Origin of the sequence: Bradyrhizobium sp. STM 3843 (assembly GCF_000239815.1) — a bacterium.
Classification (GTDB): Bacteria; Pseudomonadota; Alphaproteobacteria; order Rhizobiales; family Xanthobacteraceae; genus Bradyrhizobium.
Genome location: NZ_CAFK01000157.1, coordinates 1 through 23,439, shown reverse-complemented (window position 1 = coordinate 23,439; position 23,439 = coordinate 1). Strand labels below are relative to the sequence as shown.

The following is a 23,439-nucleotide window of genomic DNA, read 5'->3' as shown; positions in this document are numbered from 1 at the left end:
CGAGGTCCGGATTTGCTCGACCAATTGAAGCGCATCGCCTGCGCGCTCGTCATCGTCTGCCACGCCCTGCCCGCCTATGCGCGCGATCTGGTCGGCCGAGCTCTGATCGGACAGGTCAGCGTGGTCGACGGCGACACGCTGGATATCCATGACGCGCGCATCCGTCTCTGGGGTGTCGACGCGCCCGAGAGCACGCAGACCTGCCGCGGCCGCGACCGCCGTCCCTATCGCTGCGGCCAGCAGGCTGCGCTGGCGCTGTACACTATCACTAAGGGAAAGACCGTCCGCTGCACGCCCGTCGACGGCGATCGCTATGGCCGCATCGTTGCCCGCTGCACAGCCCAAGGCATCGATCTCGGCCAGATGCTGGTGTCGCGCGGGCTCGCCGTGGAGGAGCCGCAATATTCGCACGGCGCCTATGCCCCCAATCAGCTGGCGGCGCGCCGCGCCGGCCGCGGCATCTGGGCGGGCCGCTTCGTCGAACCCTCGCTCTATCGCGCCTGCATGCACGCCGGCGGGCGCGTGGCGGAGTGCGCGGACGGAGCTCCGGGTTGGCGATGAAAATCATGAGTTGATGAGATGTGGCTTGTCGGTCTTGTCACCATGCCGGTGATGAGGCGGATCAGCTTCGGCGCGCCCTCCTGATCTCGCTTGGCGGGCGCCGGTAGACCGCTGCGAATACGGCGTTGAAGCGCCGCAGGCTGCCGAAGCCCGCTTGCAACGCGACCGTCGTGATCGGCCAATCCGTCTCGTCGAGCAGCCGCTTGGCGCGCTGCACGCGCGCAGTCTGCGCGACCTGGATTGGGCTTGCATGCAGGTGCCGCTGAAACAGCCGGTTCAGATGGCGTGTCCCGATTCCCAGACGTGCCGCCAATTGCTCGACGCTCCCGTCATCGAGCGCGCCGCGATCGATCAGGCGCAGGGCGCGCGCGGCCTCCGCCGCCGCGGCGGACGGATAGAAGCCGACATTGCCGGCCTTCGCCGGCCGGACCGGGCAGACAGGGCGGCAATAGATCCGCGTGGTCCTGACGCCAATGAAGAAGCGGCCGTCATAACGGCGATCCCGCGCCACGCGCGCACGTTCGCATTCCGTCGCATCGAGCATCATGGCTCTCCAGCATCGCGGGCCGGGACAGAGTCCGATTCCGGCGAGCCGCGTTGGGACCATAATGCTTACTTGAGCGCGATCCGGATCAGCATGCAAGAGGATGACGATGTCGAGCGACCAATCCTTCCAACGCGCTTTGCAACGAGCATTCACGCATGCGCTCGCGCATCTTTCATCGGCCGAGACGGCCCCGGTCAACGCGACGACAGGTCTTACCGAGCTCCGCGCGCGGTTCGGCAAGCCGTTGCCGGAGAGTGGCACCGATGCAGCGGAGGTGATCGACGATCTCGTGCGCGACGCCGAGGGCAGCCTTCTCGGCTGCAATGGCGGCCGCTTCTTCGGCTGGGTGATCGGCGGCACCCTGCCCGCCGCGCTCGCGGCGGACTGGCTGGTCTCGACCTGGGATCAGAACGCCGCGATCCACGCCTGCGGTCCGGCGGAAGCCGTCATCGAGGAGATCGCGGGCGCCTGGCTGAAGGACCTGTTCGGCCTGCCGCAAACCGCAAGCTTCGCGTTCGTCACCGGCACTCAGATGGCTCACGTCACCTGCCTTGCGGCCGCTCGTCATCGCCTGCTCGCGCGCGCCGGCTGGGACGTCGAGGAGCACGGCCTCACTGGGGCGCCTCCGATCCGCGTCCTGACCAGCAGCGAGCGGCATGGCTCGGTCGAACGCGCCGTCCGCATGCTCGGTCTCGGCAAGCGGGCGATCACTGCCCTGCCCTGCAACAGCAGCGGCCGGCTCGAACCGGATGTGCTCGCGCGCGCACTCGACGCCGCGCCGTCGCAACCGACCATCGTGGTTCTGCATGCCGGCGACCTCAACATCGGCGCCTTCGATCCGTCGCCGAGTTGATCCCGCTTGCGCGCCGCCACGGGGCCTGGGTCCATGTCGACGGCGCGTTCGGCCTGTGGGCTGCCGCGAGCCCGAAGCATCGTCATCTCTTGCGCGGCGTTGACGGCGCGGACTCCTGGACCAATGACGGCCACAAATGGCTGAACACGCCGTTCGACTGCGGTTATGCGTTCGTGGCCGATCCGCAAGCGCATCGCAGCGCCTTCTCGCATCGGGCGAGCTACACGCAGTTCGTCGATGATGCGCGCGACCAGGTCGAATGGAATCCGGAATGGTCGCGACGCGGCCGCGGCGTTCCGACCTACGCCGCGCTGCGCCAGCTCGGGCGCGCCGGCGTGGCCGAGCTGATCGAGCGCTGCTGCGCCCATGCCCACGCGCTGGTGATGCGGGAGCCCGTGATCAATCAGGGCCTCGTCCGCTTCTTTGATCAGCGGCCCGGCGCAACCGACGAGGACCATGATCGCCGCACCGACGACATCGCCGCGCGCATCACGGCCTCGGGCGAGGCCTTCTTTGCCGGCACCACCTGGCGCGGCCAGCGCTGCATGCGCGTCTCCGTGTGCAACTGGCAGACCAGCAGCTCCGATGTCGACCGCGCAGTGGCGGCGGCGGAGCGCGTGCTCGATTGAGTACGCCGCCCGGTCAGCTCTTCGATTCGGTTGAAAAATTGCTTGCTGCTGTCGATCGTCCGACCGTTGCTTTCAGCCGTGCACGCAAGCACGTCAACTAAGTACCTCACTTGTTAGATGATGAGATTGCGAGCCTCATGAGACTGATAAGGAAATATGCAATTAGGCACGCCCCTGTCACCATCGCGAATAGGACGAGAACCAATAGCGGATCATTTCCTTTGGAAAATCTAGAAATCCCAATAAAGAGATCTCGCGCTACAAATAACAAATCGATGGAAATGATCGAATATATCAAAAGGAATAAATAGGAAAGTGGCTCGCTCCGGACTAAGAACATCACAATCGCGGGGAAGAAACAGAGAAAGGTGTCGTTCGGCAACACATGACCAAACTGCACATCCTCAATATAGGTTACCTCAACGGCGATCATAAAAGCCACGATAGAAGCAATAATATTCGCAATCAACGTTGCGCGCGAGCCGGTCAGATTAACGGACGACATTTGGCATGATCCTTGTCACGACACCCTATCAACTGTCCTTTGGCCGGACAAAGATATGGTCATTCCAATGCGTGAGAGAAATAATCGGCCTTTCTCGCGACCTGGTCTGGCCCGGTCGGGATCCGGCGATCCTACCTTTCATCAATTTCGCATCGTAACAGAGATGAGTGTGCCGGATTTTCGCGCGTCCTAAAGCTCCCGACAATCAGCAAATGTCGCAACTAAAGCAAATCCGCCTACTCTCGAGAAAGCGAGGTCATTCGCTGCCAGCTTGTCGTAGCACGTCACGACCGGCCCTCCGGCCCGGTTTGACGCTTATGGGCAGAAGCGGACATCAACCAACCGACACCCCTCGCCGAATCCGTCGAAAATGACCCCCGAGCACACGCCGAATGCACTCAGTTCTGAGCCGTCCTGACCGCCGCGGCCGCTACGCCTGCGCCAATCAGAAGCGTACCGCCTGCCTTGTTGAATATGCTGATGGCTCTCGAGCTCTGCACGAGCCCGCGCGCACGCGACGCAACCAGCGCGTATCCGAATGCATTGGCGAAGGCTAGCGTGAGGAAGGTGGCCTCAAAAATGGTCATCTGAGCGAGAAAACTGATGGTGGGACTTAGAAACTGCGGAAGAAAAGCGACGAAAAACGTAATGCTCTTGGGATTGAGTGCAGTCACGACCCAAGCGTGACCAAGCATTTTGAGCGTCGAGACCCGGTCGGTTCGCGGCACAGCATTCAACGAACCTCCTGCCTGCCATAGCTTGATACCGAGCCAAGCTAGGTAAGCCGCGCCAATCCACTTTAACGCCGTGAACAATAACGCTGAGGTCGCGAGCAACGCGCCGACGCCAAGCATGGAAAGGGTCATAGCGGTGAAGTCACCAAGCGCGACGCCGACCGCCGTTGGCAGCGCGGTTCGCCATCCTTGCCCTAGCGCATAGGAGACCACGAGCAGAACGGTGGGCCCCGGGATCACCAGAAGGATTGCGGAAGCCCCTGCAAACGCCAGCCAACTCTCAATCGCCATGCTGCTCCTCTTTGGCTTTGACCATCATGAACGCATATCCTGCGAGGCCTGTCGAGCTTGAAGTTATTTCCGGTCGTGGCCCATCGCGACATTTGCTGCGCTTGCACGAAGCGGTCGATAACGAAGCGAAGCAGACATCGACAAAGATTTATGAGTACGCGCCCACTGGCATTCCTGGCCCGGTTCGACGCTTATCGGGACAAGCAGACATCAAGCAACCGACACCCCTCGCCGAAACCGTCGAAATTGATCCGTCGCCGACTTGTTCGTGATCAGGGATCAACAGGGAGCTCTGTTGTAGACTTGGTCACGGCCAGAACAATCTCGCTGGTGTAGGCACGAACGCCGGGAGCGACCTTCAACATACGCCGCGCAAACTCTTGGTAGTGCGCCACATCACGACTGCGGACCAGCAAGATGTAATCGGTATCGCCAGCGATCAACATGCATTGCATCACGCGCGGAGAAGCCATCATTCGCGCTTCGAACGTGTGCATCATCGCCTCCGTAGGGCCGTCGAGCTTGAGACGCACAACGGTAAGCAACGGGTATCCTATAGCTTCGGCCGACAGCAGCGCTATCGTGCGCTCAATGACGCCCGCGCTCCGCAAGCGGCGCACGCGCTTTAAGCAGGCCGGCGGCGACAACCCGATTTCGTCGGCCAAAACTTGATTCGCCACTAGCCCATCTTGCTGCAACGCCCGCAGGATCCGTTTGTCGATCTCGTCAAGCGCGAGAGACTCGGTTTCAGTCGGCTTTCTTTTTTGAAAGCCAACAGGGCTCTTTTTGGCTCTGGATTTCTTCATCAGGTCACTATAAGGCGCTCGCAGCGTGAATTTCACCTCAAAAAAGAAATCTTGAAAAGTGGCCCTTGCGCTAAACTCGCCGCATGCAAGAATTTCGGCTCGAACGCCCCGCGTCGGTCCCATCAAGCAGCCTTTCCGTGCGAGGTATCGCCTGGATGTTGCTGCTAGCGGTGATGTGGGGCCTTTCGATCCCCGTCACCAAGTACGGCCTTCAGTCGGTTCCTCCGCTGACGCTGACCGCGATGCGCTTCGCCATTGCGGTGTTGCTGCTCTTCCTGTGCAGGATCGGCAAGCCGACGCTCACCTTGAGGGCGCTTCCTCGCGCGGCTGCCCTCGGCATATTGGGAATCGGCGTCGGCCAAGTAGCCCAGGCATTCGGTATCCAGGGTACGACCGCCTCCGTCGGCACCATCATTTCGGCCACGATTCCCATCTTCGTCGTGGCGTTCGCGGCTCTTCGACTGGGACAGCGGGTCACCGGCCGTCAGCAGTTCGGTCTGCTGGCCGCGTTCGCCGGCATCGGTCTGGTTGCGCTCGGACGCAATCAGGCGGTCGGCTCGGTGGTTTCGTCCGATGTGGTAGGCGCCTTCTGGATGCTGCTATCGGCCGTCGCGATCGCTTTCTACTACGTCTGGAGCGTCGAACTTACGCGCGAGTATGACACCGCCGCCGTGGCGGCCTGGAGCACGCTCTTCGGGTTTCTCGCGCTGATGCCATGGTGTGCCTGGGAGATGTCGCACAGCGAGGTCCATCTGACGGCTGGGGTCGTTGCTGCGGCCGCTTACCTCGGGGTGGCGGTCAGTGTCGCAGGGCTGTTCCTGTGGCTATACATCCTGAAAACTGTTTCGGCTCCGGTCGCGGCGAGCGTCCAATATCTCCAGCCTGTGTTCGGCATAGCGGCGGCCGCTGTGATGTTTGGAGACACGCTCGGCCTGCTTTTCGGTGTTGGCGTCGTCCTGATCCTTATCGGTCTCGCCCTTGCAGTGGCCACCCGGCGCAAAGCCGAGGAAGCAGTGCCGCACGAATGAGCCTCGTGGTCCTCAAGCTGACCCTGCCGTCCCTTGTCATCCTTGTTGTCTCCTTTGCCGGGCGCCGTTGGGGAGACGCCATCGGCAGCTGGCTGGTCCGCCGCTGACGCCGGGTCCGGTCGCTGTGCCAGCACACTTTTGGTCCAGACGGGCGCGCCGCGCCTGCTCCAGCACGGCTAGGTACTGAGGACTGTTTGAGATTAGTTAGAAGGCCGCCATCGTTCGCGAATGTCGCCCGTTGCCCCATCGCAGCATTTGCTGCGCTTGCACGAAGGCGAGCGATAACGTAGCGGCGGAGATATCAGCTTGAACAATGAGGGCCCGTGCGCACCCGCGCAGTCGGACCTGGCGCCAAGCGCAACCGCTTTAGTCGCTACGACTGCTTCGCTCCGTCACCGGCGCGCCCGACCGCCACAAACAGTTCGGCACGGACGCGTTCGATCACGCTTCCATATTCCCGAGTTTCGGTCTGCCGGAACAGCCGGACAGCGGGGTACCAGGGGCTGTCGTCACGGTCCACCAGCCAGCGGAAATCAGGCGTGCGGGACAGCATGATCCAGGTCGGACAGCCCATGGTCGCGGCAAGGTGGGCCGTGCTGGTGTCCACGGTGATCACCAGATCGAGGCAGGATACGAGAGCGGCCGTCTCGCGGAAATCCGTCAGCTGCGCCGTCAGGTCGATGATCTCCGGCCGCTCGCGCAGCACAGCCTGATCATCCGGACGCGGATCCTTCTGTAAACTGACAAAGGTCGCGCCGACATCCAAAATCGGCGTCAGCGACTGCAAGGCAATCGACCGGTTCATGTCGTTGGGATGCGTCAGACTGCCGGACCATACCAGGCCGACGCGCAACCTGTCGCGCGGACCGAGGCGCTCGTCCCAAGCGCTCACCCGATCGGCCGGTGCGGATAAGCGGATCGGCGGCGGAATGGTGTCGAGCATCGTCCTGAACGCGAGCGGCAAGCTTGTGGCAGGACAACGAAAGTCCACAGGCGGCAATGTCGAGCTCGAATGTGGGAGACAGAGTGAGACGCCAGGCAAGGTCGACAACAGGTCTTGCAGCGAGTCCTGGACCACGAGAACGACGCGAGCTCCTTGTGCGGCCAGCAGCGGCACATAGCGCGTGAATTGAATGGCGTCGCCGAGCCCTTCGTCCGAATAGATCAGGATGCTCTTTGCCGCGATGCTTTCCTCGCCCAGCCAAAGTGCCCCAGGACCGTCAGGAAAGTGTATCGGAAGGCCTGGAACGCGCCAGCGGGCTTCGCGCTCCCTCCATCCGGCCTCGAAATTTCCGAGCCATAAGTGATGGGTCGCCAAGGCAAACTCGAGGCGGGCATTGGTCGGATCGATGGCCCTGAGCTGATGGTACACCGCGGTCGCCTCAACGAGGCGATGCAACCTCCTCAGCGCCCTACCTTTGCTTTCGAGCGCTGACAACAAGAATGGCCGAAGTTCGAGCGCCCGTTCGAACCACTCCAGCCCTTCCTCCACACGATCGAGCCATAAAAGGGCATCACCGACGTTGACGCAAAAGTCAGGGTTCTTTGGATCGAGGGAATGCGCCCGCCGGGCGTCGGCCAGACTTTCTTCGAACCGCTTCAAGCCTCGCAGCAACATCGACCGCAGAGTTGCCGTCAGAGCATCGTTCGGCTGCAACCGCTCGCACAGATCACAGTCAACGAGCGCCTCTTCTAATCTTCCCAATTGCTGCAAGGTAGCAGCGCTGCCCCATGCGGCCGCGAGATGATGCGGATCGAGCTTGAGCGCGTGCTGAAAGCATAACGCCGCCTCAGACAGTCGCTTCAACCCTTCGAGAACACCGCCAAGACTGACCCAAAGCGCCGCGTCATCCGGCTTCAACTGAACTGCCTTGTCTAAGACCTGCGAGGCCTCTTCGAGTCGCCCTGAGCGCTGCAATGCGGTGCCGAGCGTCGCTAGATAGGATGGCTTGGGATCCTTCCTGATGGCGCGCGATGCCCATTCCACCGCATGATCGAATTCGGCCGCGTTGAGGTAGACCAACGCCATCAAGTGCAGAAGTTCGGCGTCTTCGGGGGTGGCTTCGAGCGCCTGCCGACAGCGGAGCTGGGCTTCGAGAAACCGCCCTGCTCGCATTTTGTCGACCACTTCGGCATGGACCGCGGCCAAGTTGTTATTCGCGCGAACATTCGGGTCGGGCTTGCCTTGCTTGGCGGTCGCCCTGCGTTCGCGACGTTTCATTTGCATGTCACAATTGATTTCTTACGAGCAGGAGATGATTCTTAGCGGACGGACTGCATCCGTCCCGAAACCGCGGTTCTTTGACGCGTTTGATGTTACAACTAAGGCTCTGCTGCTCCCGCCATCGGCATTGAACCGAGCACCAGTCGCGTAAGATCTGATGGGTCGCTTAGAATCACTCGCACGTCAAGGTTGCTGTTCACGATCGATAAATGATTCTTGGTGGACGGTAAAGGCATCCGGCTAAATCTCGGTTGAAGCATCTGCTGGGCGCAAATTCCGGCAGCAGTTCGCACGGCGCGTCGGGACTCGAGCTCCGTGCCAGCGGCCTGCGCCTCAAATGTTACGCGAGTATCGTTGGCCCTCGCATCCGTATCCGCATCGTTAAAGTTCAGCTAACGTGCGAGTCGGAAATTGCTCCGTTTCAGGCAAAATTGAGCATCCAGGGCGGAAAAATTTGACGAAATCAGCAGGTGCTACCTAATTGAACGGAGCCGGCCACGCAGACGGACACCTTTGGCGCGGAGCGAAGCCACGTGTCGGACCTTGCGTCTCCTTCCGATCGTTTCAATGCGCTGCCGTTGATGTCGCGCCCCGTCGGCATTTACTTTTGTGTTTTGGTGGCGCTGACCTTGATCGCGCTCATACCGGGAATGATCACGTTCGGCCTGTTGCTGTTCATCCTCCCGGGTCAGACGCTGATCGCAGCTCCCACGCTGCTCTATTATTCACTGGCAGCGCTACCCGGATATCTGCTAGCCCGGTTTCTTGGAAACAACCTGCTCGGCGCCACGGTAGCGGTGATCACGCTCGTCGCGGCTGCGCTTTTGCCGCATGACCTCAGCCAACGGCAGCTCGAGAAACTACTCGCGTCAGATATCTCGAAACCAGTACCATCGTCATTTCAGCCGCGCTCCTTTGAACTGCCATATCCTGAGCGGGACAATTACTGGATGAACTGGCGGCAGCCCGAAAGCCAGGATCCAACCCCTCCGCCGCCTTGCGCGGATCTTTGCCAGCAGTTGCTGTTCAAGGGGCATATCGACCACGTCATCATCCGCGATCACAACTCGCGCAATGCCCGGATGATCAACACCGAGACCAATGAAAGAGGGCCTGACGGGGCGATGCATCGGATGGTTCACGTCACATGGCTGCCACGCTGGAGGAGATTTCACCTCGAACATCGCGAAAGCTGTCCCGACACGCTGAGCCTGATCGCACCTGAATTCGTTCACGAGGTCGTCGGCGGCCGCTGCTTGATCGAAGACACCATCGATCACTGCGAAGCCGATGTCCTCGTATCAGTGTCCAAACCCCTCGATGTACGCGGTGCTGATGGCCAGTTGCGTCCGGATCTGAATATCGCATTCGCCAACGTCGAAGCCGACCCGACCACCATCACGATCGCCGAGCAGCATGACGGCAAGGCCGTTCCGGCCGAGATCAGGACGGCGCTGCATGCGAGCTATGCGAACGTTCCGTTCTACTTTACGACGAGGCGATGTGGCGGAGGTGAAATTCCGAGTCTGTGCCTCACCGCGGCGACCGAGCCGTTTGCGAACAACAGCGCTGATCCCTTTGAGATGATCAATCGCCGCTATGGCTTGCCGGTGGCGCCGGGGTCCAAACCGGCCCGTCTTTCAGCTGCGCCCACATCGGAGGATGACCGGGCGACGGTCAATGCCATCTTGAAGCAGGACTACGGCGTTGGCGGATTGATTCCAACAACGCAGTCGAAACTCGTCGCAAGCTTCGTCAATGAAAGGCTCAAGACCGGACAACTCAAGCAGGACGATATCGAGCTGATCCGAATGGCGCTGAAGCAGCACGCCTTTGTCGCACCGATCGAGACCAACAGGCTGCCGTCGGAAACCTACCAGGCTCTGAAGCCGCTATTGCCCGACATGTTCGAACGGATCGCCGATCGGGCCGACGGGCAGCAGGACATGGTGCAGTCACTGAACGTGATACTAGAACACTATCCGCCTGAAGATACGAACCCGTACTCGTCCACGCTTTGTCAGGAGCCCAAAAACGCCGGCTTGCGCGTCTGCTATCAGCGGGAATTTCGCACGCGCAAGAAGTGATGACCTCAGGCTCTATTGCCGATCAGTTCAGGAGCGTACTTGGAACATAATTCAGTCCAATCGAAGATTTCTCTTTCGTTTTTTCAGAAATCGTGTATGCTTCGCTCCATCCTGCCTCACTGAGGGGCGTATCGCGGTCGTCACGGACGTTGGGTGCGGGATGCGGTGGGCGTGTCGGGTTGCAGCGTGAGCGATCATGCCGACGAACGATCCGATGCGCACGGCGAAGTCGTGTGGTCCTGGTCTCCCGGTGCTGAGACCTGCGCGATGCGCCTTGGCGCATCGCCGCTACGGGGGCAAGAGAGCCGGTCCCCGGGGAGATCACGTATAAGCCGTCACACCATCGCGCAGGGAAGGCCGGTGTTCGGCCGTACCTGTGGTCACTGCCGCCTGCTTTTTTCTTTGCAGGCGGGCCATGGGTGCTGGCCCTGCATCCGGCCTTCCCTGCACCCTCTTCGTTTCAGAGGGTGATTGAGATCAGCAAGACTCGGCGCGAAAGCTGCGCGAGGATGAGATTGTTTGCCATGTTGCGGCCTTACCGCCACAATCTCCGCGGTCATCGTCTGCGAAAGCGGACGATCCCGTACGCCGCGGCCTCTCCGCTCAAGCATATCCGCCTCTGGAATACTGGATCGCCCGGTCAAGCCGGGCGAAGACAGAAATTGTCCCTACTCATCCCGCAGAAAAACTCGCTGAATCCCTCTGTCCAATCAGCTACAATCCATCACCGTGCCAAATCATCCCACGATTCTCGTTTTCGACTCCGGCCTCGGCGGCCTGTCCGTGCTGCGCGAGGTGGTCCAGGCGCAGCCCGACGCGCATTACGTCTATGTCGCCGACGACGCGTTCTTCCCCTATGGACACCACAGCCAGGAGGCGCTGATTGCCCGCGTGGTGCCGCTGATGGGCGAACTGATCGCGGCCCATAGGCCTGAGTTGGTCGTCATCGCCTGCAACACCGCCTCGGTGCAGGTGCTGGCGCAGCTGCGCGACGCCTACGCCACACCGTTTGTCGGCACCGTGCCGGCGATCAAGCCCGCCTGCGCCCAATCGACGACCAAGCGCGTCTCGGTGCTTGGCACCAAAGCGACAGTGGCGCGCGAATATACGCGCGGGCTGATCCGCGATTTTGGCCAGGGCTGCGAGGTCACGCTGGTCGGCTCGCCCGAACTGGCTTCGCTCGCGGAAGCAGCGCTCAGCGGCGAGAGCGTTGCCGATGGCGACATCGCCGCCGAGATCGCGCCATGTTTCGTCGGCGATGCCGGCGATCCCGCTGATCGCACTGACGCGATCGTGCTCGCCTGCACACATTACCCGCTGCTGCTGGACCGGTTGCAGCGGCTCGCGCCCTGGCCGGTGGCCTGGATCGATCCGGCGCCGGCGATCGCCCGTCGCGTATCGGATCTCATGGGTCCGGCCGGCACCAAGGCCGATCAGCCCGGCGCGACCCTGATCTTTACGTCAAACAAGTCGCATCGGCTGAACGGAGCCCTGACGCCATTTTTTGGCGGCCGCGTGCCGGCCTGATCACCTGGAGTTGCGCCTCCCATGTCGACGCCGCCACTCAATCATCTCAAGCAGGCCTGGCGCGAGGGACGCCCGACCTTCGGCGCCATTGCCACCATCCCGAGCATCCAGACCGTGCGCATCATGGCGCAGTCGCTGGACTGGATCATCGTCGATCTGGAGCACGGGCCGATCGACCTCTCAACCGCCCATGGCATGATCATGGCGACAGCAGGCACGCCTTGCGTGCCGCTTACGCGCGTCGCCGCCAACGAGCCGCATCTGGCGAAGGCGCCGATGGACATCGGTGCGCTCGGTATCAATTTTCCGATGATCTCAAGCCGGGCGGACGCCGAGAAGGCGGTGCGCAGCCTGCGCTACCCACCCCGCGGCGAGCGGCTGTGGGGGCCGTTCCACGCCCCGTTCCGCTGGAACGTGTCGATGGCTGACTACATGGCGAGCGCTGATGACGACATGATCTGCATGATCACGATCGAGCATGTCGAGGCGGTAGAGCGCATTGACGAGATCATGGCCACCCCAGGCATCGACATTGCCGTGATCGGCCCCGGCGATCTCGCCACCTCCATCAACAAGCGTGGCTTGATCGACGATCCGCAGGTGCAGGAGCTCATGGCCCGCGCCGAGCAAGGCATCTTGCGAAGCGGCGTGCCGATCGGTGGGGTGGCGCGCACCGCCGAGCAGGCAAACGCAATGATCGCGCGCGGCTACGTGGCGCTGGCGCTCGGCTTCGATTGGTCGCTGTTTCAGCGCGGCATAGCGGCGAGCTTTGAGGGAATTAGACGCTGAGGAACTGGTCTTGCCCCTACCCGATTGCCTGCGGCTCCGCGGAAAGTTCCCGACGGGACCAGCGCAGGCACATTAACGGGTTGAAGACCCGGGGCGATTTGTCCTGACCGGCAAGACGAAGCCGCTTGCCACGCAGGCACCATAAACGCTAGCTAGCGAGGCCTTATCTCGCCGGCAGGCGACCGGCCAGACCATAACGAGCCATTCGGGAGTCCGGACCAGGAATGCGCGGAACGAGCAGGAAAATATCGCCGCCGCGCCGCCTGATCATCGACCTGATGCATGCGTCGTCCGACGTGCCATTCGTGTCGCTGGCGCGTACCCTGAACATCCGGCCGCTGCTCGAAGCCCGCAGCCTGTTGGCCCGGCCGCCCGGTTTTGCGGCGATCTTCGTCAAGGCCTTCGCCATCGTGGCGCGAGACGAGCCGGCCCTGCGGACGGTCTACGCCAAATGGCCCCGGCCCTGCTTCTACGAGCTGCCGCGCAACGTGGCGATGGTCGCCATTGCCCGGGTCGAAGAGGGCGAGCCTTGCGTGCTGCCGCAGCGGGTGTGCGAACCGGACCGGCATGCGCTCACCGACATCGACCGGCTGATCCGCAATGCCAAGGAGGCGCCGATCGCCGAGGTGCCGATGTTCCGCAAGATCATGCGGGCGACCCAGCTGCCCTGGCCGTTCCGGCGGCTCGCCTGGCGGATCGGGCTGAATTTCGGCCGCCAGCGCGGCAATTGGTTCGGCAATTTCGCCGTCACCGGGGTCGCGGCCTATGGCGGAGGCGAGCTGCACGCGTTGAGCCCGGGCCCGTATGTCCTCAGTTTCGATATCGCCAAACCCGACGGCAGCATCGCCACGGTGATTCGATGGGATCACCGGGTGACGGACGCGGCGCTGATCGCCCGGACGTTCGACCGGCTGGAACAGGTGCTCAATACCGACATCGCCGCCGAGCTGCGGGCCTTGCGTACGGCCGAGCCGAAGGCGGTGCGGGCGCGCGGCGGCTGAGGGGCAGGCTTTGGGCTCAAAACGGCCAAAAGCCGGCGAAATCGGGCGCCTCAGGCGCGATTTCGGCTCAAAATGGGAGCTGAAGGGTTTGACAAACCACCGGTTTCTCGCCTAGAAACCGCCCTGCTCGCGGGCCGTTTCGGCCCGCGACGCGTTTCGCGACCCGTGGTCCGTCCCTTCACCAGCTTAGGGGTCGGGCCTGTCGGTGACCTGAGATTTTCGGGCACACAGGAGGGCGCGTTTCCTCAAACCCAAACGACTTGAGACCTAAAGAGGACGCGATGACTAAGCGTAGTGAGGCGAAGTACAAGATCGATCGCCGCATGGGCCAGAACATCTGGGGCCGCCCGAAGAGCCCCGTGAACCGCAGGGAATACGGCCCAGGCCAGCACGGCCAGCGCCGCAAGGGCAAGCTCTCCGACTTCGGCGTGCAGCTGCGCGCCAAGCAGAAGCTCAAGGGCTATTACGCCAACATCTCCGAGCGCCAGTTCCACGGCATCTATGTCGAGGCCGGCCGCATGAAGGGCGACACCGGCGAGAACCTGATCGGCCTGTTGGAGCGCCGGCTCGACGCGGCGGTGTTCCGCGCCAAGTTCGTGTCGACGATGTTCGCCGCGCGCCAGTTCATCAACCACGGCCACATCAAGGTGAACGGCCGCAAGGTCAACATCTCAAGCTACATGCTCAAGCCCGGCGATGTGATCGAGGTCAAGGAAGCCTCCAAGCAGCTCGCCGTGGTGCTCGAAGCCAGCCAGCTCGCCGAGCGCGACGTGCCCGATTACATCGAAGCCGATCACTCCAAGATGACTGCGACCTTCGTGCGCATTCCCGGCCTGTCCGACGTGCCGTTCGCGGTGCAGATGGAACCGCATCTGATCGTCGAATTCTATTCGCGCTGATCTTGATCGGCGGGACTCACCGCCCAATTGTAGTTGTGAAAGGCCCCGGCTAGCCGGGGCCTTTTTGCGTGAGGAGCTCTTTGCGCGAAGGGCTGACGCGGCGACCGATTCCCGAATGCCACAGTTGCCACGAAATCGCCTTACCCCCCGCTGACAGCGTATCCGTCCCGTGATTCAATGTCTGCGTTTGTGAAGTAGCGGGGCGTTCGCCATGGGGTTCAACAGGCGCAGTATCTGTTTTGGCACTGTCATGACTGGCGCGGTCAACGCGCCGCCTTTGCCGTCGCTGCGAGCCCCGCCACCGTTACGGGGCCGTCTTTCCGGGGTTCGCTACCGGTTCAACGACGGCACCTTTCCTTCGACGGTCTTTGACATTCTTGAACGGTCCGCCTGGCACGTTCAGACCGACCCCTCCGTCCACCTCATCCGGCATCTGGAGAGTGGGCTGACGTTCACCGACCCCAGGCTTGCTTACGATCCTCACGCGCTCGAGCTTCTGCACTGCTTTGATGATGCGCGCGAGGTGGCGGATGAATGGCGGACCATGCTGGTCGGCTGGGCCGCGCTGAACGTCGGCTGGAACGTGCGGCGGCAACGGCCGCCGGACATGAGCAGCTCTTTCTATCTTTCGCCGTCGCGCCAAAGCCGGCTGGAACCCTGGCTGTTCGACTACGCCGAGGCGCCGCCTCTGGTCGCCGTGCCATTCGAAGCTGCCCCTTCCCGCCGGCTCGATATATGGCTACATCCGCCGCTTGCAGCCTGAAGCGTGAAGCGGATTTCCCATGATCTACACCCCTCCCCCGCGCGATCCGAACGCCCCGCCGGTGCGTATCAATCTCTTGTCGGATACGCAGACGCGCCCAACCGCGGCGATGCGCGATGCGATGGCCCGCGCGGAGGTCGGCGACGAGCAGATCGGCGATGATCCGACCGTCAATCTGCTGTGCGAACGCGTTGCGGGCCTGCTCGGCAAGCAGGCGGCCGTGTTCATGCCGTCAGGCACGATGTGCAACGTCGCAGCGACGCTCGTGCATTGCCGCCCGGGCGACGAGATCCTGGCGCACGAGACCGCGCATATCATCTCACGCGAGGGCGGCGCGCACGCCGCGCTCGGCGGCTTCCAGATCATGCCGCTGAAGGGCGACGACGGCCAGTTCACGCCGGATACATTCCGCGCCGCACTCCATCCGCGCACCCGCTATCAGCCGCCACAGACGGTGGTCAGCGTGGAGCAGACCGCCAATATCGGCGGCGGCACGATCTGGAGCAAGGCCGCGCTCGACGAGATCGTCGCGATCGCGAAGGCCAACGGGATGGCTACTCATATGGACGGCGCACGGCTGCTGAACGCAACCGTGGCGACGGGCATCCCTGCCGCCGAAATGGCGGCCGGCTGGGATTCGGCCTGGATCGATTTTTCCAAGGGGCTCGGCGCGCCGATCGGCGGAGTGCTCGCCGGCAGCGCCGATTTCATCGACGAGGTCTGGCGCTGGAAGCAGCGCCTGGGCGGCGCCATGCGGCAGGCCGGGATCGCCGCAGCCGCGTGCATCCATGCGCTGGATCATCATGTGGACCGCCTCGCCGAGGACCACGCCAATGCGCGCGCCTTGGCGCGCGGGCTGGCGCAGATCGACGGCATCGCGGTGCAGGAGCCCGAGACCAATCTGGTCTTCTTCAAGCCTGACGGCGCGGGAGTTCCAGGTAACAAGATGGTCGGTGAATTGCGCAAGCACGGCGTGCTGCTGGCGATGATGGACGGCCGCATCCGCGCCTGCACCCATCTCGACGTGACCTCGGCGATGATCGAGGAAACCATCGGCCACGTCCGGGAGATCGTACGCGCGGCGTAAGGCCGCGGCTTACGGCGTGAGCGCCTCATAGATCAGGCGCCGCGTCTCGATCTCGATGCGGCCGCGCTGCGTCGGTGATTGCATCATCACGACCGCAAACATGTCGTCCTTGGGATCGATGAAGAAGAAGGTGCCGCCGACGCCGTCCCAGCGATATTCCCTTGACGTGAACGGCGGCGCGGCGGAGATCCGCACCGCGAAGCCGAGTCCGAAGCCGCTGTCCGGTCCGGGATGGTAGAAATCGTCGTGCGCGATCTCCGGGCCGAGATGATCGCGCGTCATCGAGGCTACGGTCTCGGCCTTCAGATAGCGGCGACCATCGAGCGTGCCAACGTTCAGCAGCATTTGCGCAAAGCGCGCATAGTCACCGAGGGTGCTGGTCATGCCGGCGCCGCCGGATTCCCATCTCCTGGGACGGACGGGATCGTCGAGGCCTGCGATCGGTTCATCGAAACGATCCTGCGGCAGCGGCTCGGCCACACGGCCGCGCTTGTCCGGATCGGCGAGCGAGAACCCGGTGTCGTGCATGCCGAGCGGATCGAGCAGCCGCTCCTGTTCGAACTGATAGAGCGTCTGCCCCGAGACCACCTCGATGACACGGCCAAGCACATCCACGGAATGGCCGTAGTCCCACACCGTGCCCGGCTGCTCGGCCAGCGGCAGCTTCGCCAAGCGATTCGCAAACGTCGCGTTATCGATATCGTCGTCGAACAGGTTCGAGGTCGCATAGAGCTTGCGCACGGCGGTCTCGCCATAGAAGCCGTAGGTGATGCCGGAGGTATGACGCAGCAGATCCTCGATGGTGATCGGGCGTGCCAGAGGTTGCAGCGACTGCACGGTCTTGCCGTCGCGCGCCATGTCCGCGACTTTCACCTCCGCGAACGCCGGAATGTATTTCGCCACGTCATCACCGAGCTTGAGACGCCCGTCGTCGACCAGCATCATCACAGCTACGGATGTGATCGGCTTCGACATTGAATAGATGCGGAAGATCGTATCCGGCGTCATCGCCGCGCCCGTGGCGACGTCGCGTACGCCGATGCTCTGCAGCAGCACCGGTCGACCATGCTGCTGGATCAGTACCACCGCGCCAGGAATATGGCCGGCCGCAACCTCGCGACGAAAATAGTCCTCAACCTTCTCCAGCCGCTGAGCATCGAAATGCCGCGCCGTTGTCGCGGACGAATTGTCTGCGTACGCAGCTCCAATGCTGAATGCGATGATCGCACATAGCACCAGGCATTGGGACGCCAGCCGCTCGATCATGGATGCTCCGTTCGCCATTGGGGCGATCCTACCGGCGCAACTCAGCGCGCGCCGCTGGCGACCGCCTCACCGAACGCCTGATCATGCAGGCGAGCGCTCTCTTCCGAAAAGCAGCAGAATACAATGTACTCCAGCGAGGTCTCGGGCTCGATCGCTTCGAGTGTCGTGTGGACTGCGATGCCGGCAGCGCGGGCGGCCGGAAAGCGATAGACGCCGGTGGAGATCGCAGGGAACGCCACCGAAGCGAGGGATCGATCGTGGCACAATTCGATGGAGCGGCGATAGCAGGAGGCCAGCAATCCGTCCTCGCCACGCTCGCCGCCTTGCCAGACCGGCCCAACGGTGTGGATGACGTGGGCGGCCGGCAAGCGGTAACCCTTCGTGATCTTGGCATCGCCGGTCTTGCAGCCGTGCAGCTGGCGGCATTCCATCACCAATTCAGGGCCGGCCGCGCGGTGGATTGCACCATCCACCCCGCCGCCGCCGAGCAGCGAGGTGTTGGCCGCGTTGACGATGGCATCAACGCGCAAGCGCGTGATGTCGGCGACGACGATCTCGAATCGGGTCGCGCCGAGCTTGCGGACCGGAAAGCTCAGGCGGAGGCCGCCGCCGGGATGCCCTTGTCGGCAAACAGCTGCTGCAGTTCGCCGGTCTGGAACATCTCGCGGACGATGTCGCAGCCGCCGACGAACTCACCCTTCACATAGAGCTGGGGGATGGTCGGCCAGTTCGAATAGGTCTTGATGCCGTTGCGGAGTTCGGAAGACTCCAGCACGTTCAGGCCCTTATAGCCGACCCCGACATGGTCGAGTATCTGCACCACTTGGCCCGAGAAGCCGCACTGCGGAAACTGCGGCGTGCCTTTCATGAACAGCACGACGTCGTTCGATTTCACTTCATTGTCAATGAATTGCTCGATGCTCATCTTCGCTTCCTTTGGGGCGCCTGGCGGCCCCTGCCGCTGGGTCGTCTCGGACGGGCTCGGTCCCCGGCCAACCGTCACTGAATCTATATGTAGCTCAAATGGTTGTTTCGCCAAAGTAAAATGCCGCGGAGCTGGCATGCAAAGGGCGGGCCGAAATCGATAGGCTGATGGTAACAATATAATAGCGGATTCGAGGGTTTTATCCTGCAACCAAGCCCCCATCTAGGACGGACTGCCAGGAACTTGTTCCCGGGAGCAACGTTTTCTCCACCCAAACGGAGACCCTCGTGACCAGTCCAGCCTCCGCCGCGACCGCGCGTTCGTCGATTGCTGCCCCGCCCGCGCCCGGCTCCGAGTCCTTCGTCCAAAATCTTGTTGAGGCCTATCTGGCGGTCCGCGGCGAGACCGAAGCCCGCGCAGCACCCTTGAGCGCCGAGGACCAGGTGGTCCAGTCAATGCCCGACGCGAGCCCGGCCAAATGGCACCGCGCCCATACGACCTGGTTCTTCGAGCAGTTTCTGCTGGCCGCGCATTGCCCAGGCTACCAGCCCTTCCATCCCGACTATGCATTCCTGTTCAACTCCTATTACGTCAGCGCCGGCCCGCGCCATACCCGTGGCGCGCGCGGCCTCATCACCCGGCCTGGGGTGGAGGAGATCAGTGCCTATCGCCACCACGTCGATGCCGCCGTGGTCGACTTCCTGAGCGAAGCCGATGCGCCGACACTGGCGGCTGTCGCGCCGCTGATCGAGGTCGGCTTGAACCATGAGCAGCAGCATCAGGAATTGATGCTCACCGACATCCTGCATGCCTTTGCGCAAAACCCGGTCGCGCCGGCCTATGACATCCATTGGCGGCTTCCGCCGTCGCACCGAAGTGCCGAGGAATGGGCAGTCCTGCCTGAAGGCATCCACACCATCGGTCATGCCGACGACAGCTTCCATTTCGACAATGAAAAGCCCGCACACCGCACCTTGGTCGGCCCGGTCAAACTCGCGCGCAATCTCGTCACCAATGCCGAGTGGCTCGCCTTCATGGACAGTGGCGGCTACGAGACCGCGACGCTGTGGCTCATGGACGGCTTTGCCACCGTCGCCAAGGAAGGCTGGCAGGCGCCCGGCCATTGGTACAAAGTCGAGGGCGAATGGAAGATCATGACGCTCGGCGGTCTCCGGCCGGTTGATCCCGACGCGCCGGTCTGCCACGTCAGCTACTACGAGGCCGACGCCTTCGCCCGCTGGAGCGGCAGGCATCTGCCGACAGAGATGGAATGGGAGGTTGCCGCGCGCGCCAACCAGCTCAACGATGCTTTCGGCATCGTCTGGCAATGGACCCGCAGCGCCTATGCGCCCTATCCCGGCTACCGCGCCATTGAAGGCGCGCTCGGCGAGTACAACGGCAAGTTCATGGTCAATCAGCTGGTGTTGCGCGGCTCCTCGCTTGCGACTCCGGCTGGCCATAGCCGTCTTAGCTATCGCAACTTCTTTTATCCGCACCACCGCTGGCAATTCACGGGGCTGCGGCTCGCCGACTACGCCTGAGGATCGCCGTCTTCTTCCCGTCTCGATTTTCCATCACAGCGCGTCCGACTGCGCGTTGAGGAGAGTATCCATGAGTTTGCACATGTCTGCCTTGGCCAACGCTCATCTGCCGGACGAGCAGACCTCGGCATTTGCGCGCGATGTCGTTGTCGGCCTTTCAGACCAACCCAAGCGGCTGTCGCCCAAATATTTCTACGACGCCGCCGGCTCGGAGCTGTTCGAGCAGATCACGCGGCTGCCGGAATATTATCCGACCCGCACCGAACTCGGCATCCTGCGCGATCGCGGGGCTGATATCGCGGCGATCATCCCTGAGAAGGCGGCGCTGATCGAATTTGGCGCCGGCGCCACGACCAAGGTCCGGCTGCTGCTGCAAAGCTGCACCTTTTCAGCTTACGTTCCCGTCGATATTTCCGGCGAATTCCTGAACGCGCAAGCCGAAGCTCTCCGGCAGGACTTTCCGGCCCTCACCGTACATCCGGTAACTGCGGATTTCACCACGTCGTTCAAGCTGCCCGACGCGATCAAGGACCTTCCGAAGGTCGGCTTCTTCCCGGGCTCCACCATCGGAAATTTCGAGCCCCATGAGGCCTACCGCTTCCTGCGCTCGGCGCGCGAGATCCTTGGCGTGGGCGCGCTGATGATCGTCGGCGTCGATCTGGAAAAGGACGAGCGCGTCCTGCACGCCGCCTATAACGACGCAGCCGGCGTCACAGCCCGCTTCAACCTCAATCTGCTGGTCCGCGCCAACCGCGAGCTCGGCGGCAATTTCGATGTGTCGGCCTTTGTCCACCGCGCCATCTATAACCGCGAACAGCATCGGATCGAGATGCATCTGATCGCCAAGAAGCCGCAGACCGTGCGGCTGCTCGGCACCAGCCTTCACTTCCGGGCAGGCGAAAGCATTCATACCGAGAACAGCTACAAATACAGCATCGAGCGCTTTGCTGCGCTGGCGCGCAGCTCGAGCTGGACGGTACGGAGCGTTTGGACGGATGCGGCGAAGATGTTCTCGGTTCAAGCGCTGGTCGCGGAGGCATGAGGCTCCGGCTTGGACCGAAGCGACAGCGTCTCCCAGACCGCAACGATCGCCAACAGCGCGCTGGTCAGCGCTGAAAGTGCTAGCGGCGACAGCCCGGGCGCGAACCATCCCAACCCGATCAACGCGATCAAGGCGACGCCGTGGGATAGCTGCAGAATTCCACGGATCTCGCGCTTGAACAGGATGGTCCCGAGCAGGAAGACGAACGGGCCGCCGATCGTCGTTGCGACCGTGTTGAGGTCTGAATGCCCCGTCGGATGCTTGAGGACAATCTCGTCGGACACGGCCGTCAGGATGATCCCGGCCACGATCGGCATATGCAGATAGGTGTATGCAGAACGCGCAATGCGCCCGGACTCGCTCGAGCGTGAGATCAACTCGGAGCCGGCCTCGGCTCCACGGTTGAAATAGATCCCCCACATGGAGACGCAGCCCACAAAGGCGCAGAAGAAGGCGGCAACGCTGGCCTCGGTCCAATCGATGTCCGCAAACGTCGCCCCGGTCATGACGATGGTCTCGCCCAGCGCAATGAGGATGAAGCCGGCGCAGCGCTCAGCAATGTGGCCGCCGTCGACGGTCCAGTCCTCCATGGTGGAGGCGCCAAGGCCGGGGATCCAGAAACGAACCGAAGGCGAGACGTATTCGATGGCGATCGCAACACCCCAGAGCAGCAGCCTCTGATCGCCGTGGGCGAAAGCGCCAAGGAGCCAGAATATGGCGGACGTGCTGAGCCAGCACAGGATGCGGATTGCGTTCGCCCGTGCGCTACGGCGCGGCGCTGGAGTCGCCAGCGCCCAGAACAGGGTGCGGCCGACCTGCATCGCCGCATAAGCGCTGGCAAACCACAGCCCCCGGTCGTCGAACGCCCGCGGCATGGCCATCGACAGGACGAGGCCAGCCAACATCATGCCGAACAGCAGCAGGCGAACGGGGGCTTTTGCCGGGTCCAGCCAGTTGGTGACCCAGGCGGTGTAGACCCACACCCACCACACCGCGAGAAACAGCAATCCCGTCTGCACCGCTCCGACCGGCGTAAAACGGCTGAGCAGAAAATGGGAAATCTGCGTCACCGCGTAGACGAAGACGAGATCGAAGAACAGTTCGACGGAGGTGACACGGCTTTGCTCGTTCGACCGCAGCACCCGGAAAAGCGCCCCGGTCGAATTCTCGGCCGCCATCTCTCCTCCCTCAGGTACATGCTGGCGCGGCGGCCTGATCGGGTCGATCAATGCTGCTCCGGCACGCCAGTCTGTAGTGCCAGCGCGTGCAGGACGCCGCCCATCTGGCCGCGCAGCGACTGGTAGACGATCTGGTGCTGCTGGACGCGAGACTTGCCCCGAAAGGATTCGGAAATGACGGTGGCAGCGTAATGGTCGCCATCGCCGGCAAGATCACGGATCGTCACCTCGGCGTCGGGGATCGCAGCCTTGATCATGGCTTCGATATCGTGGGCGTCCATCGGCATCCCGGTCTGTCTCCTCAAAGCTTGCGCCGCTCAATGGTGGCCCCATTCGTGCCGATTGAGCAGATCGAATCAAGGCCCTCTCGCGCGACCGTGATGGCGAAATTTTAGCGCGAACCGCTTCCGGGGTCACCTCCTGAGCGACTATATCTTGGGCGCGGCCTGACAGGCCGAGCACGCCGCATTGCACGCGGCGAATGACCGGCTGTGGCGACCTTGTGCCTGCCACAGCATAACACCCTGCGGCGTTTGGAGGCCGATCGATCATGAAACTTCCGGGACCGGATCATCCGATCACCATTACCGCGAATCCAAAGCGGGTGCGCGTCTTCGCCGACGGCATGGTCATCGCCGACACCACCAAGGCGCTGACCTTGAAAGAAGCGAGCTACCCGGCTGTCCAATACGTCCCGCGGACGGACGCGAAAATGGATCTGCTCCAGCGCACCGAGCGGGTGACCCACTGCCCCTACAAGGGCGACGCCAGCTATTTCAGCATCCTCGCCAACGGCAAGACGCTGGACAACGCGATCTGGAGCTACGAGACGCCGTTCCCGGCCATGACCGAGATCTCCGGCTATCTGGCGTTCTATCCCGACAAGGTCAGGATCGAGGAAGTCGCCGCCTGACCACCTCCGCGTCTGGCCGTTCCGGGTCTGGTGCGCGGCACCATCCCGGAACGGCCATGCATGGCCGCCTGAGGCGCTATACCCTGAACACTGTGAGCCCGAGGATCAGCAGCACCAGGAAGATCACGAGGAAGATGTAGAACAGGATGCGCGCGATGTCGGCCGAAGCCGCCGAGACTCCGGTGAAACCGAGAATGCCGGCGACAACCGAGATCACGAAGAACAACAGGGCCCATTTGAGAA

The 23,439-nt window shown here is 62.6% G+C and carries 23 protein-coding genes and 1 pseudogene; 13 read left to right on the top strand and 11 right to left on the bottom strand.

Annotated features, from left to right (window positions below):
- Positions 1–12: 12 nt before the first annotated feature.
- A complete protein-coding gene (locus BRAS3843_RS17375) occupies positions 13–561 on the top strand; it encodes a thermonuclease family protein (protein ID WP_008970277.1) in 549 nt (182 codons plus the stop codon).
- Positions 562–622: 61 nt separating this feature from the next.
- Here BRAS3843_RS17375 and BRAS3843_RS17370 read toward each other — a convergent pair whose 3' ends face one another.
- Complete coding sequence (locus BRAS3843_RS17370; protein ID WP_175361132.1) at positions 623–1,108, bottom strand: helix-turn-helix domain-containing protein; 486 nt, start codon at positions 1,106–1,108, stop codon at positions 623–625.
- Between the two features lie 100 nt (positions 1,109–1,208).
- Here BRAS3843_RS17370 and BRAS3843_RS17365 point away from each other — a divergent pair.
- Positions 1,209–2,590, top strand: a pseudogene (locus BRAS3843_RS17365) (pyridoxal-dependent decarboxylase).
- Between the two features lie 106 nt (positions 2,591–2,696).
- Here the strand turns inward: BRAS3843_RS17365 and BRAS3843_RS17360 are convergent.
- The 3 genes from BRAS3843_RS17360 to BRAS3843_RS17350 all read right to left on the bottom strand — a co-directional run bounded on the left by BRAS3843_RS17360 (position 2,697) and on the right by BRAS3843_RS17350 (position 5,049).
- On the bottom strand, positions 2,697–3,095 hold the full coding sequence (locus BRAS3843_RS17360) for a hypothetical protein (protein ID WP_008970273.1): 399 nt from the start codon (positions 3,093–3,095) through the stop codon (positions 2,697–2,699).
- A gap of 398 nt (positions 3,096–3,493) precedes the next feature.
- The gene (locus BRAS3843_RS17355; RefSeq protein WP_008970272.1) at positions 3,494–4,120 is read right to left on the bottom strand and encodes a LysE family translocator; all 627 of its coding nucleotides are present in this window, start codon (positions 4,118–4,120) and stop codon (positions 3,494–3,496) included.
- A gap of 272 nt (positions 4,121–4,392) precedes the next feature.
- Positions 4,393–5,049, bottom strand: coding sequence for an Lrp/AsnC family transcriptional regulator (locus BRAS3843_RS17350; protein WP_050886454.1), 657 nt, complete (start codon positions 5,047–5,049; stop codon positions 4,393–4,395).
- Here BRAS3843_RS17350 and BRAS3843_RS17345 point away from each other — a divergent pair.
- The gene (locus BRAS3843_RS17345; protein WP_277996484.1) at positions 5,010–5,954 is read left to right on the top strand and encodes a DMT family transporter; all 945 of its coding nucleotides are present in this window, start codon (positions 5,010–5,012) and stop codon (positions 5,952–5,954) included. The genes BRAS3843_RS17350 and BRAS3843_RS17345 overlap by 40 nt on opposite strands.
- Before the next feature lie 373 nt (positions 5,955–6,327).
- Here BRAS3843_RS17345 and BRAS3843_RS17340 read toward each other — a convergent pair whose 3' ends face one another.
- A complete protein-coding gene (locus tag BRAS3843_RS17340; RefSeq protein WP_008970269.1) occupies positions 6,328–8,175 on the bottom strand; it encodes a tetratricopeptide repeat-containing glycosyltransferase family protein in 1,848 nt (615 codons plus the stop codon).
- A gap of 536 nt (positions 8,176–8,711) precedes the next feature.
- On the opposite strand from BRAS3843_RS17340, the gene BRAS3843_RS17335 reads away from it, so the two are divergent.
- From BRAS3843_RS17335 to BRAS3843_RS17305, 7 genes are all read left to right on the top strand, one after another.
- Positions 8,712–10,265, top strand: a complete 1,554-nt coding sequence (locus BRAS3843_RS17335; protein ID WP_008970266.1) for a prepilin peptidase — start codon at positions 8,712–8,714, stop codon at positions 10,263–10,265.
- Between the two features lie 729 nt (positions 10,266–10,994).
- The gene (gene murI / locus BRAS3843_RS17330) at positions 10,995–11,792 is read left to right on the top strand and encodes a glutamate racemase (protein ID WP_008970265.1); all 798 of its coding nucleotides are present in this window, start codon (positions 10,995–10,997) and stop codon (positions 11,790–11,792) included.
- A gap of 21 nt (positions 11,793–11,813) precedes the next feature.
- The gene (locus tag BRAS3843_RS17325) at positions 11,814–12,581 is read left to right on the top strand and encodes an aldolase/citrate lyase family protein (RefSeq protein WP_008970264.1); all 768 of its coding nucleotides are present in this window, start codon (positions 11,814–11,816) and stop codon (positions 12,579–12,581) included.
- A gap of 224 nt (positions 12,582–12,805) precedes the next feature.
- Positions 12,806–13,582 carry a hypothetical protein gene (locus tag BRAS3843_RS17320; RefSeq protein WP_008970263.1) on the top strand — a complete coding sequence of 259 codons (777 nt, stop codon included), beginning with the start codon at positions 12,806–12,808 and terminating at the stop codon, positions 13,580–13,582.
- A gap of 281 nt (positions 13,583–13,863) precedes the next feature.
- Positions 13,864–14,481 carry a 30S ribosomal protein S4 gene (rpsD, locus tag BRAS3843_RS17315; RefSeq protein WP_008970261.1) on the top strand — a complete coding sequence of 206 codons (618 nt, stop codon included), beginning with the start codon at positions 13,864–13,866 and terminating at the stop codon, positions 14,479–14,481.
- Between the two features lie 211 nt (positions 14,482–14,692).
- Positions 14,693–15,244 (top strand): hypothetical protein, encoded by a 552-nt coding sequence (locus BRAS3843_RS17310; protein WP_008970260.1) that lies wholly within the window; start codon positions 14,693–14,695, stop codon positions 15,242–15,244.
- Positions 15,245–15,263: 19 nt separating this feature from the next.
- The gene (locus BRAS3843_RS17305; RefSeq protein ID WP_008970259.1) at positions 15,264–16,331 is read left to right on the top strand and encodes a threonine aldolase family protein; all 1,068 of its coding nucleotides are present in this window, start codon (positions 15,264–15,266) and stop codon (positions 16,329–16,331) included.
- A gap of 9 nt (positions 16,332–16,340) precedes the next feature.
- On the opposite strand, the gene BRAS3843_RS17300 is transcribed toward BRAS3843_RS17305, so the two are convergent.
- Genes BRAS3843_RS17300 through grxD form a run of 3 tightly spaced genes read right to left on the bottom strand, consistent with a single transcriptional unit; the run spans position 16,341 to position 18,522 of the window.
- Positions 16,341–17,615 (bottom strand): serine hydrolase domain-containing protein, encoded by a 1,275-nt coding sequence (locus tag BRAS3843_RS17300; RefSeq protein WP_244425366.1) that lies wholly within the window; start codon positions 17,613–17,615, stop codon positions 16,341–16,343.
- 23 nt (positions 17,616–17,638) lie between these two features.
- The gene (locus BRAS3843_RS17295) at positions 17,639–18,193 is read right to left on the bottom strand and encodes an O-acetyl-ADP-ribose deacetylase (RefSeq protein ID WP_035981990.1); all 555 of its coding nucleotides are present in this window, start codon (positions 18,191–18,193) and stop codon (positions 17,639–17,641) included.
- A complete protein-coding gene (gene grxD / locus BRAS3843_RS17290; RefSeq protein WP_008970256.1) occupies positions 18,190–18,522 on the bottom strand; it encodes a Grx4 family monothiol glutaredoxin in 333 nt (110 codons plus the stop codon). Before grxD ends, BRAS3843_RS17295 begins: the two co-directional genes overlap by 4 nt.
- A gap of 326 nt (positions 18,523–18,848) precedes the next feature.
- Here grxD and egtB point away from each other — a divergent pair, with 326 nt between their 5' ends.
- The gene (egtB, locus tag BRAS3843_RS17285) at positions 18,849–20,063 is read left to right on the top strand and encodes an ergothioneine biosynthesis protein EgtB (protein WP_050886455.1); all 1,215 of its coding nucleotides are present in this window, start codon (positions 18,849–18,851) and stop codon (positions 20,061–20,063) included.
- 70 nt (positions 20,064–20,133) lie between these two features.
- A complete protein-coding gene (egtD, locus tag BRAS3843_RS17280; protein WP_008970254.1) occupies positions 20,134–21,105 on the top strand; it encodes an L-histidine N(alpha)-methyltransferase in 972 nt (323 codons plus the stop codon).
- On the opposite strand, the gene BRAS3843_RS17275 is transcribed toward egtD, so the two are convergent.
- Both BRAS3843_RS17275 and BRAS3843_RS17270 read right to left on the bottom strand, forming a co-directional pair.
- Positions 21,081–22,283, bottom strand: a complete 1,203-nt coding sequence (locus BRAS3843_RS17275) for a low temperature requirement protein A (protein ID WP_008970253.1) — start codon at positions 22,281–22,283, stop codon at positions 21,081–21,083. The two genes, egtD and BRAS3843_RS17275, sit on opposite strands and share 25 nt — an antisense overlap.
- A gap of 47 nt (positions 22,284–22,330) precedes the next feature.
- Positions 22,331–22,570 carry a BolA family transcriptional regulator gene (locus BRAS3843_RS17270; RefSeq protein WP_008970252.1) on the bottom strand — a complete coding sequence of 80 codons (240 nt, stop codon included), beginning with the start codon at positions 22,568–22,570 and terminating at the stop codon, positions 22,331–22,333.
- A 263-nt stretch (positions 22,571–22,833) separates the two neighbouring features.
- On the opposite strand from BRAS3843_RS17270, the gene BRAS3843_RS17265 reads away from it, so the two are divergent.
- Positions 22,834–23,196: a DUF427 domain-containing protein gene (locus tag BRAS3843_RS17265; RefSeq protein WP_008970251.1), complete on the top strand. Its 363-nt coding sequence runs from the start codon at positions 22,834–22,836 to the stop codon at positions 23,194–23,196.
- 76 nt (positions 23,197–23,272) lie between these two features.
- Here BRAS3843_RS17265 and BRAS3843_RS39685 read toward each other — a convergent pair.
- Positions 23,273–23,439: DUF1328 domain-containing protein (locus BRAS3843_RS39685; protein WP_035981989.1), on the bottom strand; the 167-nt coding region annotated here is incomplete at its 5' end.

Bases quoted from the DNA above. Each gene is read 5' to 3' on its own strand.
- BRAS3843_RS17370 (WP_175361132.1), bottom strand. From the start codon at position 1,108: ATGATGCTCGATGCGACGGAATGCGAACGTGCGCGCGTGGCGCGGGAT.
- BRAS3843_RS17360 (WP_008970273.1), bottom strand. From the start codon at position 3,095: ATGTCGTCCGTTAATCTGACCGGCTCGCGCGCAACGTTGATTGCGAAT.
- BRAS3843_RS17355 (WP_008970272.1), bottom strand. From the start codon at position 4,120: ATGGCGATTGAGAGTTGGCTGGCGTTTGCAGGGGCTTCCGCAATCCTT.
- BRAS3843_RS17345 (WP_277996484.1), top strand. From the start codon at position 5,010: ATGCAAGAATTTCGGCTCGAACGCCCCGCGTCGGTCCCATCAAGCAGC.
- BRAS3843_RS17350 (WP_050886454.1), bottom strand. From the start codon at position 5,049: ATGGGACCGACGCGGGGCGTTCGAGCCGAAATTCTTGCATGCGGCGAG.
- BRAS3843_RS17340 (WP_008970269.1), bottom strand. From the start codon at position 8,175: ATGAAACGTCGCGAACGCAGGGCGACCGCCAAGCAAGGCAAGCCCGAC.
- BRAS3843_RS17325 (WP_008970264.1), top strand. From the start codon at position 11,814: ATGTCGACGCCGCCACTCAATCATCTCAAGCAGGCCTGGCGCGAGGGA.
- BRAS3843_RS17320 (WP_008970263.1), top strand. From the start codon at position 12,806: ATGCGCGGAACGAGCAGGAAAATATCGCCGCCGCGCCGCCTGATCATC.
- rpsD (WP_008970261.1), top strand. From the start codon at position 13,864: ATGACTAAGCGTAGTGAGGCGAAGTACAAGATCGATCGCCGCATGGGC.
- BRAS3843_RS17310 (WP_008970260.1), top strand. From the start codon at position 14,693: ATGGGGTTCAACAGGCGCAGTATCTGTTTTGGCACTGTCATGACTGGC.
- BRAS3843_RS17305 (WP_008970259.1), top strand. From the start codon at position 15,264: ATGATCTACACCCCTCCCCCGCGCGATCCGAACGCCCCGCCGGTGCGT.
- BRAS3843_RS17300 (WP_244425366.1), bottom strand. From the start codon at position 17,615: ATGGCGAACGGAGCATCCATGATCGAGCGGCTGGCGTCCCAATGCCTG.
- grxD (WP_008970256.1), bottom strand. From the start codon at position 18,522: ATGAGCATCGAGCAATTCATTGACAATGAAGTGAAATCGAACGACGTC.
- egtD (WP_008970254.1), top strand. From the start codon at position 20,134: ATGAGTTTGCACATGTCTGCCTTGGCCAACGCTCATCTGCCGGACGAG.
- BRAS3843_RS17275 (WP_008970253.1), bottom strand. From the start codon at position 22,283: ATGGCGGCCGAGAATTCGACCGGGGCGCTTTTCCGGGTGCTGCGGTCG.
- BRAS3843_RS17270 (WP_008970252.1), bottom strand. From the start codon at position 22,570: ATGCCGATGGACGCCCACGATATCGAAGCCATGATCAAGGCTGCGATC.
- BRAS3843_RS17265 (WP_008970251.1), top strand. From the start codon at position 22,834: ATGAAACTTCCGGGACCGGATCATCCGATCACCATTACCGCGAATCCA.